Genomic DNA, 9,324 nt, shown 5'->3' on the forward strand with positions numbered 1-9,324 from the left:
CAAGCGGTCAGGCGACGTTCTGCAGCGCCACCTCTGGCACCACGCCCAGCGCGTGACAGACCTCGCGGGTCAGGTGCGGGCGGTTCAGCGTGTAGAAATGCAGATCCTCCACACCCTCCGACAGCAACGTGTCGCAAAGCTCGGTGCAGAGCGCCACCGACAGCAGGTCCTCGCGCCCGTCGCGCTTGGCGTGGTCGAAGGCGTCGTCCAGCCATTGCGGCACCGCCGTCCCGCAGCGCTGCGCGAATTTCTTCACCCCGCCCCAGTTCTCGATCGGCAGGATGCCGGGGATGATCGGCGCGGTGATGCCCTCGGCGACGCAGGCGTCGCGGAAGCGCAGGAAGGTCTCGGCCTCGAAGAAGAATTGGGTGATGGCGCTGCTCGCCCCCGCGTCGATCTTGCGCTTCAGCCAGCGCACATCGGCCAGAGGATCGGCCGCCTCGGGATGCGGCTCGGGATAGGCGCCGACGCGCAGGGTGAACTTGCCGGTCGCGGCCAGCGCCTCGATCAGCTCGATGGAATTGGCGAAGCCCTCGGGATGGGCGGTGAAGCGCTCCGCCCCCTTCGGCGCATCGCCGCGCAGCGCCACGATCTCGGTCACGCCGGCCTCGGCATAGGCGGCGGCGATCTCCAGCGTCTCGGCTCGGGTGGCGTCGACGCAGGTCAGATGCGCCGCTACGTTCAGCCCGTAGTTCTTGCCGATGGTCGTCACCGCCTCATGCGTCAGCTTGCGCGTGGTCCCGCCCGCGCCATAGGTCACCGAGGCGAAGCTCGGCTTCAGCGGCGCCAGCATCTGCACCGTCTCCCACAGCCGGAAGGACGCGTCGAGCGTCTGCGGCGGGAAGAACTCGAACGAGATGCGCGGCTGGGTCATGGGACTCTCCTGTTTCTGCTCCCCTTGTCGCAGCTTCGCGGATGTGAGACAAATTCATAATACTCAAGATCAATATGAGGTTCATGCTAGGATGCACTTGGAGTTCCGCCACCTCCGCACCATCCGCGCCATCCATCAGGCCGGGGGGCTGGCCCGCGCCGCCGACATGCTCAACATGACCCAGTCGGCGCTGTCGCATCAGGTGAAGGGGCTGGAGGATCAGGCGGGGATCGAGCTTTTCGTCCGTCGGTCCAAGCCGTTGAAGCTTTCGGCGGCGGGCTTGCGGATGCTGCGGCTGGCCGAGCGGATCCTGCCGGAGATCGACGCGCTGGAGGAGGAATTCCGCGGGCTCAAGTCGGGGAAGACCGGGCGGCTGCATATCGCGATCGAGTGTCACGCCTGTTTCGAATGGCTTTTCCCGGTGCTGGAACTGTTCCGCCGGGCCTGGCCGGAGGTGGACGTGGATATCCGGGCGGGGCTGGCTTTCGGGGCCTTGCCGGCCTTGATGCGGGAGGAAGTGGATCTGGTGATCTCTTCCGATCCGGTGAAGCTCGATGGGGTGATCTTCAACCCGCTGTTCGATTACCACCCGGTTTTCGTCGGGGCGGCGGGCAACCCGCTGGCGGCGAAGGAGGTGGTGGAGGCGGAGGATTTCCGCGACCAGATGCTGATCACCTACCCGGTTTCGCGGGACAAGCTGGACGTGTTCACCGAACTGCTGACCCCGGCCAAGGTGGAGCCGCGGGGGACGCGGCAGGTGGAGTTGACGGCGGTGATCCTGATGCTGGTGGCCTCGGACCGGGGGGTGTCGGTGCTGCCGGACTGGGTGTTGCGGGACATCAAGTCGAACGCCGATTACATCACCCGGCCGCTGGGGCCGGGGGTGATCACCAAGCGGCTCTATGCGGCCACGAGGGACGAGGACGCGACCAAGCCCTTCATGGCGCATTTCCTGAAACTGGGGCGGAGCGAGCCGGTGAAGCTGCAGCGGGGGTGATTTCACACGTGAAAATCTGGGCACGGCATTGAAAATACAGGGAAACCCTCAGCGCGTTAACCTTTTCGCAGGGATTTCGCGGCTCAGCCCGGCAGGGTGACGATGATCGGACCGCGGTCCGTTGCGACCACCGTGTGCTCGTATTGCACCACCGGGGCGCGGGGGTGGCTGTAGAGCGTCCAGTCGTCGTCGCCGTCGGTGGCGAGCACGCCGCCGCGCGACAGGAAGGGCTCCACCGTCAGCACGAGGCCCTTGTGGATCTGGCGCCGGTCGCGGCTCGGCCAGGTGGCGATTTCCTCGGGGTATTCGTGCAGCGCCCGGCCGACGCCGTGGCTGGCGAGGTTCTGGATCAGGGTGTAGCCGCGTTTCGAGGCGAAGCGGCCGATGGCCTTGCCGATCCCGGCCAGGGGCTTGCCGCTGCCGACCTCGGCGATGCCGATCTGCATGGCGCGCCGACCGTCGCGGCAAAGCTGGTCGAGTTCCGGCGGGACGCGGGCGGGGGCCGGGGGTGCGAGGCGGAAGCTGGCGCCGGTGTCGGCGAAGTAGCCGTTCTTCGAGGCGGACACGTCTATGTTCACCAGATCGCCCGCGGCCAGAACCCGGTCGCCGGGGATGCCATGCGCGATTTCCTCGTTGACGCTGATGCAGGTGGCGCCGGGAAAGTCGTAGGTCGCCTCGGGGGCGGAGGCGGCGCCCTCGCGCTCCATCAGGCTGCGGCCGATCTCGTCCAGCTCGCGCGTGGTCATGCCGGGCTCCATCGCCTTGGCCATGGCCTGCATGGTGTTGGCGACGATGTGGCCGATGTGCTTCAGCCCCTCGAGCTCGTCCTGATGGGTGATCGTCATTCCCGGCCCTCTCGCTGCGGCAATGGGGCCTCCTAGCACCGTCAGCCGCGCTTGTCCCGCGGCTCCTCGGCCCCCGCCGGGTCGATCGCCGCCTGCAGCCGGCGCAGGTCGTCGCCGTCGGGCAGGTTGGCCTTGGCGCGGGACAAGGCGACCAGCAGTTGCTGGCGCGCCGCCGCCCGCGCGCCCTCCGGGCCGATGCGGGTCAGCGCCTGCAGGCCCTTCACCAGCCGCAGCATCACGTCGACCTGCCCGGCGCCATCGCGGGCGATCAGGTTGAAGGCATCCTCGAACAGGTCGTGATAGACCAGCGCCGGCACCCGGACGCGCGGATAGTCGGGCTGGCTGCGCTCCGCCTCCTGCCAGGCCTCGCCCCAGAAGCTGAGCAGCCGGATCTGCCGGCCGATCACGTCGATCGCCGTGCCCGGGTCGTTCACCGCCGGCGAGAGCGCGCGCTGCGCCACCTCGCTCAGCACCACGAGGCCGAAGCGCGGGTCCTGGTCCATGGTGCGGGCGGTGCCGATGGTGAAGGCGGCGCAGATCGCCGTCACCGCCTCGGCCGGCAGGGCCGCCGCCTCGGCCGCCGTGCCGGCGCCGGGCGCGGGCCGCACATGGGCGAGGTCGGAGCCGGTATAGACGAAGCTGCCCGGCAGCACATGCACGTCGATGTCGAAATCCTGCGCCTCGCAGATCTTTGACAGGGCGGCGGTGTCGATGAACTGCACATAGCCCACCGCCTGCGACCGCACCGGCCGGCCCTCGTCGTCGCGGTCGGGCAGGCCGCGCCCGCCGAGGAAGGGCAAGGCGATCCGCGCCCGCATCGAGGCGCTGGTGGCCTCCTCGATCCGCGAGATCGTGTCGGCGACCCGGCCGAGCTTGGTCAGCTGGTTGATCCAGCGCAGCAGCGCCAGCACGATCAGCAGGATGACGACCAGCGTCACGAGGAACAGCACGGCGCGGCCCTCGGGGCCATAGAAGCTGACCTTCAGCGCGATCAGCCCGACGATGCTGAAGAGGAAGGAGCCGACGAAGGTGGCGAGCGAGTTCTGCACCACCTGATCCTCGGTCAGAAGCGGCGTGGCGCGCGGCGTGGCGTTGGAGGTGGCCGAGCCATAGGCCGAGGTCAGCGCGCCGACCGAGAAGGTGGTGACGGCCAGCATGCTGGAGGCGATGATGGTCAGGAGGCTGTCGATCGCCTCGGAGCTGATATCCAGCGGGGCCTCGCCCTTCAGGAAGCGGCTGGCGAGCCAGGCGGCCGCTGCGGCGGCCACGCCGAGGAGGGCGAACAGCGACACCCGGACCCACAGCTTCTTCAGCGTGCGCGACAAGAGCCATCTCAGCTTCGACATTCGCCGCTCCGCTTCGGGTCAGGTAGGTCAGGCTTAGCCGATCCGGGCGGCGGTTTCGAGATGTCTTCGGCCTTGCGGCCGCCGTGGAAAGCCTTTCCGGCAAGGCTGCGCGCGATCCCCTTCCCTTCCGCGCCCGTCATGGCTATAGACACGCCCTTGAACGGATGGAGCCCCCGGATGCAAGGCAGCGCGAACCTCAACCTGATGATCAAGGCGGCCCGCAAGGCTGGCCGCGCCCTTGTGAAGGACTTCCGCGAGGTCGAGAACCTCCAGGTCTCGGCCAAGGGTCCGGGCGACTTCGTGTCGAAGGCCGACCGCGAGGCCGAGCGGATCATCAAGACGGATCTGATGGAAGCGCGCCCGACCTACGGCTGGGTCGGCGAGGAGACCGGCGAGAGCGAGGGCGCCGACCCGACGCGGCGCTGGATCGTCGATCCGCTGGACGGCACCACCAACTTCCTGCACGGCCTGCCGCATTGGGCGGTGTCGATCGCGCTGGAGCACAAGGGCGAGATCGTCGCCGGCGTGGTGTTCGACGCCGCCAAGGACGAGATGTACTGGGCCGAGAAGGGCGCCGGCGCCTGGATGAACGAGAGCCGGCTGCGGGTTTCCGGGCGGCGGTCGATGATCGAGTCGATCTTCGCCACCGGGGTGCCCTTCGGCGGGCGCGGCACGCTGCCGGCGACGCTGCAGGATCTGGCCCGGCTGATGCCGACCTGCGCCGGGGTGCGGCGCTGGGGGGCGGCCTCGCTCGACCTCGCCTATGTCGCGGCCGGCCGCTTCGACGGCTACTGGGAGCGCGGCGTCTATCCGTGGGACGTGGCGGCGGGGATGATCCTGGTGCGCGAGGCCGGCGGCCTTGTGTCCGGCATCCGCGAGGGCGACGACCCGCTGGAAAAAGGCGCGCTGATCTGCGGCAACGCCAACCTGTTCGAGGAATTCCGCAAGGTGATCCGCGGCTGAGGCCGCAGCCTTGTTGCCGACGTGAGGGAGGGCTTCGGCCCTCCCTTTCCGTTTCAGCGGTCGGAAGGGTGGTTGACCCCGTCCGACCACGGAACCTCGCCCAGATCGCGGGGGTTCACGCCTTCGAGAATCCCGACGTTCACGCCGTATTCGTTCGGGTTCGAGCGGCGTTGGTGGTGGGTGTAGATGCCGCAGGTCTTGCAGAACCAGTGCTTCGCGACCTTCGTGTTCCACTGGTAGAGGGTCAGGTTGTCCTGCCCCTTCACCACGGTCAGATCGCCCATGTTCGCCGTCACCGCGATCGCGCCGCGGCGGCTGCAGAAGGAACAGTCGCAGCGGCGGGCGGTGGCGAGGCCGTCGGCGAGCGTCACCTCGATCTCGACGGCGCCGCAGTGGCAGGTTCCTTTCATCGTCTTCTCCTCACGACAGGGATGCGGCTGCGCTGCAGCGCGTAATCGGGATGCGGATGCGGCGGCTGGCCGTGGGTCACGCTCCAGAAGGCGGGGCCGCCCTTGCGGAGCCAGAACGGCAGGGTGAAGACCAGCCCGGCAAGGAAGCCGCCGGAATGCGCCCAATAGGCAACGCCGCCCATGTCGGAGGGGGCGGAGAGGCCGCTGATGAGCTGCAGACCGAACCAGAGGCCCAGCATGATCCAAGCGGGTATCGGGAAGATGCGGAAGAAGATCACGAAGATGATCAGCACATCGACCTTGGCGCGGGGAAAGAGCAGCAGATACCCGCCCATCACCCCGGCGATGGCGCCCGAGGCGCCGACCATCGGCAGCGGCGACCACGGGTCGGCCAGCACCTGCCCCGCCGCCGCCGCAAGGCCCGCGGCGAGGTAGAAGACGAGAAAGCCCACGTGGCCCATCAGGTCTTCGAGATTGTCGCCGAAGATGTAGAGAAACAGCATGTTGCCGAAGAGATGCATCCAGCCGCCGTGCAGGAACATCGAGGTCAGGAAGCCCGCCCAGCCCTGCCCCGAGGTCACGGCGGCGGGAACGAGGCCGAAGCGGAAGAAGAACCAATTCAGCGCCTCTTCCGAGGGCAGCACCAGCCAATAGCCGAGAAAGATCACCACATTCGCCGCGATCAGCGCGTAGGTGACATAGGGCGTGCGGCCGGAGGGGTTGTGATCGCGGATCGGGAACATCGCGGCAGCGTTCCCGATCCGCCTTGCAGCGTCAAGCCTTGGCGACCTGCGCCAGAAGCTGCGCGTTGCCGCCCGAGGCGGTGGTGTCGATGCAGAGGTGACGCTCCAGCGTGGCATGGGCCGCGTCGGGGCGGTCGCAGATCAGGGGCAGGATCGGCCCCTTGCGCGCGGCAAGCGCCTGCCCATAGGCCCGCGCCCCCTCGCCCCAGCAGAGCGCGCCGGAGAAGCCCTCTGCCGTGGTGAGGGTTTCCGGCGCGAGGCCCGGCGCCTCGACCGCAAGGCCGCCCAGCGCGCGGATCGCCTCGGCCTGCGCCGCGGCGGTCGCCTTGCCGGGGCCGAGGCAGATCAGCGGCGGGCGCTGCACGGTGGAGAGGCGGTTCGATTCGCCGGTGGGCCCGGGCAGGTTGTGGCGGGCGAGCGGGGCTTCGGCGGGCTGCGGCAGGGGCGGCAGCGTCGCGGTGCTGGCGTCGGGGCTGCCCTGCGGCGCCGGGTTGGTGGTGAAGCGGGCGAGATAGGCCGGGCCGCCCGCCTTGGGGCCAGTGCCCGAGAGGCCTTCGCCGCCGAAGGGCTGGCTGCCGACCACGGCGCCGATCTGGTTGCGGTTGACATAGGTGTTGCCGACGCGGAGCCGCTCGACGATGCGCTGCACCCGGTCGTCGATCCGGCTGTGCAGGCCGAAGGTCAGGCCGTAGCCGGTGGCGTTCACCGCGTCGATCACCGCGTCCAGTTGCGTGGCCTTGAAGGTCGCGATGTGCAGCACCGGGCCGAAGATCTCGCGCGGCATGTCCGCGATCCCGCCGACCCGGATCACCGTCGGCGGGATGAAATGGCCGCTGGCCGGGGTCTTCAGCTGCTTGAGCACCCTGCCCTCGCCGCGCGCCGCCTCGATATAGGCGTGGATGTCGGCCTGCGCCTCGGCGTCGATCACCGGGCCGATGTCGGTCGCCAGATCCCAGGGATCGCCCAAGGTGAGTTCGTCCATCGCGCCGAAGAGCATTTCCTGCACGGTATGCGCCACGTCTTCCTGCACGTAGAGACAGCGCAGCGCCGAGCAGCGCTGGCCTGCCGACTGGAAGGCCGAGGCGAGGATGTCGCGCACCGCCTGCTCCGGCAGGGCGGTCGAATCGACCAGCATGGCGTTGAGCCCGCCGGTCTCCGCGATCAGGGGCGCGCCGGGGTCGAGGTGGTCGGCCATGGCGCGGCGGACGGTCAGCGCGGTGTCGGTGGAGCCGGTGAAGACGACGCCCTTCACGCGGGGGTCGCAGGTCAGCGCCGCGCCGACGGTTGCCCCGTCTCCGGGCAGCAGTTGCAGCGCGGTGCGCGGCACCCCGGCGCGGTGCAGGAGGGAGGTGGCGAAGGCGGCGATCAGCGGGGTCTGCTCGGCGGGCTTGGCGAGAACCGCGTTGCCGGTGACGAGGGCGGCGGCGATCTGGCCGGTGAAGATGGCGAGCGGGAAGTTCCACGGGCTGATGCAGGCGAAGAGGCCGCGCGGCTGGGCGGGCTGCGCCTCTGCCGCGTAGTAGCGCAGGAAATCGACGGCCTCGCGCAGCTCGCCAACGGCATCGGCGAGGGTCTTGCCGGATTCGCGGGCGAGGAGGGCGAAGATCGTGCCGGATTCGGCTTCATAGAGATCGGCGGCACGCCGCAGCACCTCGGCCCGCTCTTCCAGCGCGGCCTCCCATGGCAGGGCGTGATGCAGCGCGGCCTCGATGTCGGGGCCGGTGGCGGGCAGCACATGGCCGACCCGCTCGCCGGTGGCGGGGTTGCGGATCTCGGCGCGCGGGCCGCCGGCGAGGCCTTCGGCGAGGATCGGCCGGGCCTCGAAATTGGCGGTCCTGTGCGGGGTGCGGGCGGCCTCGATCCCGGCGAGGTCGGCGCTGTCGGTCAGGTCGTGGCCGCGGGAGTTCTGCCTTCTGCCGAAGAGCTGCGGCGCGGGCGGGATTGCCTGGCTTTCGACCGGGCGCAGGTTCTCCATCGCGGTCAGCGGGCAGGCGGCGACGGTTTCAGGGGCCACATCCTCGTCGACGATCTGGTTGACGAAGCTGGAGTTGGCGCCGTTTTCCAGGAGGCGGCGGACGAGATAGGCCAGAAGGTCGCGATGCGCGCCGACGGGGGCGTAGATCCGGCAGCGGGTGGCGCGGTCGGTCAGCACGATATCGTGCAGCCGTTCGCCCATGCCGTGCAGGCGCTGGAATTCGAAGGCGGTGGTGTCGGGCGCCATATCGAGCACGGCGGCGACGGTATGGGCGTTGTGGGTGGCGAATTGCGGGTAGATCCGGTCGGTCATGCCGAGGAGCTTGCGGGCATTGGCGATGTAGCTGACATCGGTGGATTGCTTGCGGGTGAAGACCGGGAAACTCTCGAGGCCCAGCACCTGTGCGCGCTTCACCTCGGCGTCCCAATAGGCGCCCTTCACCAGCCGCACCATGATGCGGCGGTCGAGCCGCTGCGCGGTGGCGTAGAGCCAGTCGATCACCGCCCCGGCGCGGCGGCCATAGGCCTGCACCACGACGCCGAAACCGTCCCAGCCCGCCAGCGAGGGGTCTTTCAGCACCTCCTCGATCACCTGCAGCGAGAGGGCGAGGCGGTCGGCCTCCTCGGCGTCGATGTTGAAGCCGAGGCCTGCGGCTTTCGCGAGACCCGCCAGTGCGCGGACGCGGGGGACGAGCTCGGCCATGACCCGCTCGCGCTTGGCCACCTCGTAGCGCGGGTGCAGGGCCGAGAGTTTCACCGAGATGCCGGGATTCTCGCGGATGTCGCGGCTGGTGCAGGCGGCGGCGATGGCGGTGATGGCGCGGCTGTAGGCGAGGTGGTAGCGGCGGGCGTCGGCCTCGGTGCGGGCGGCCTCGCCCAGCATGTCGTAGCTGTAGGTGTAGCCTTTCGATTCGAGCTCGCGGGCGCGGGTCATGGCGGCGTCGATGGTCTCGCCCAGCACGAACTGGCGGCCCATCTCCTTCATGGCGCGGGCGACGGCGGAGCGGATCACCGGCTCGCCCAGCCGCTTGACCGCGGCGCGCAGATGGCCGGCGATGCCGGGTTCGCGGTCCTCCAGCACCTTGCCGGTGAGCATCAGGGCCCAGGTCGAGGCGTTCACGAGGCTGGAGGCGGATTTGCCGAGGTGGCGGTTCCAGTCCGAGGGCGCGATC

Annotated in this window: 8 protein-coding genes; 2 read left to right on the forward strand and 6 right to left on the reverse strand. The window is 69.3% G+C overall.

What is annotated here, in order from left to right; translation table 11 throughout:
- Positions 1-7 precede the first annotated feature (7 nt).
- Entirely contained in the window at positions 8-874 is an 867-nt protein-coding gene (gene metF, locus C5F48_RS04925) for a methylenetetrahydrofolate reductase [NAD(P)H] (RefSeq protein WP_107662797.1), read from the reverse strand.
- A 91-nt stretch (positions 875-965) separates the two neighbouring features.
- Between metF and C5F48_RS04930 the strand changes: the two genes are divergently transcribed.
- Positions 966-1,871, forward strand: coding sequence for a LysR family transcriptional regulator (locus C5F48_RS04930; protein WP_107662798.1), 906 nt, complete (start codon positions 966-968; stop codon positions 1,869-1,871).
- A gap of 83 nt (positions 1,872-1,954) precedes the next feature.
- Here the strand turns inward: C5F48_RS04930 and map are convergent, their stop codons facing one another.
- Together map and C5F48_RS04940 are read right to left on the reverse strand one after the other, a co-directional pair.
- Positions 1,955-2,716 (reverse strand): type I methionyl aminopeptidase, encoded by a 762-nt coding sequence (gene map, locus C5F48_RS04935; protein ID WP_107662799.1) that lies wholly within the window; start codon positions 2,714-2,716, stop codon positions 1,955-1,957.
- A gap of 41 nt (positions 2,717-2,757) precedes the next feature.
- Positions 2,758-4,062: a DUF2254 domain-containing protein gene (locus C5F48_RS04940; RefSeq protein WP_107662800.1), complete on the reverse strand. Its 1,305-nt coding sequence runs from the start codon at positions 4,060-4,062 to the stop codon at positions 2,758-2,760.
- Between the two features lie 177 nt (positions 4,063-4,239).
- Between C5F48_RS04940 and C5F48_RS04945 the strand changes: the two genes are divergently transcribed.
- Positions 4,240-5,025, forward strand: coding sequence for an inositol monophosphatase family protein (locus C5F48_RS04945; RefSeq protein ID WP_107662801.1), 786 nt, complete (start codon positions 4,240-4,242; stop codon positions 5,023-5,025).
- Positions 5,026-5,078: 53 nt separating this feature from the next.
- Here the strand turns inward: C5F48_RS04945 and C5F48_RS04950 are convergent, their stop codons facing one another.
- The 3 genes from C5F48_RS04950 to putA all read right to left on the reverse strand — a co-directional run.
- On the reverse strand, positions 5,079-5,435 hold the full coding sequence (locus C5F48_RS04950; protein ID WP_107662802.1) for a GFA family protein: 357 nt from the start codon (positions 5,433-5,435) through the stop codon (positions 5,079-5,081).
- Positions 5,432-6,178: a rhomboid family intramembrane serine protease gene (locus C5F48_RS04955; RefSeq protein ID WP_107662803.1), complete on the reverse strand. Its 747-nt coding sequence runs from the start codon at positions 6,176-6,178 to the stop codon at positions 5,432-5,434. Before C5F48_RS04955 ends, C5F48_RS04950 begins: the two co-directional genes overlap by 4 nt.
- Before the next feature lie 31 nt (positions 6,179-6,209).
- A partial coding sequence (putA, locus tag C5F48_RS04960; RefSeq protein ID WP_107662804.1) for a bifunctional proline dehydrogenase/L-glutamate gamma-semialdehyde dehydrogenase PutA occupies positions 6,210-9,324 on the reverse strand: 3,115 nt, incomplete at its 5' end.

The organism is Cereibacter changlensis JA139, assembly GCF_003034985.1.
GTDB lineage: Bacteria > Pseudomonadota > Alphaproteobacteria > Rhodobacterales > Rhodobacteraceae > Cereibacter > Cereibacter changlensis.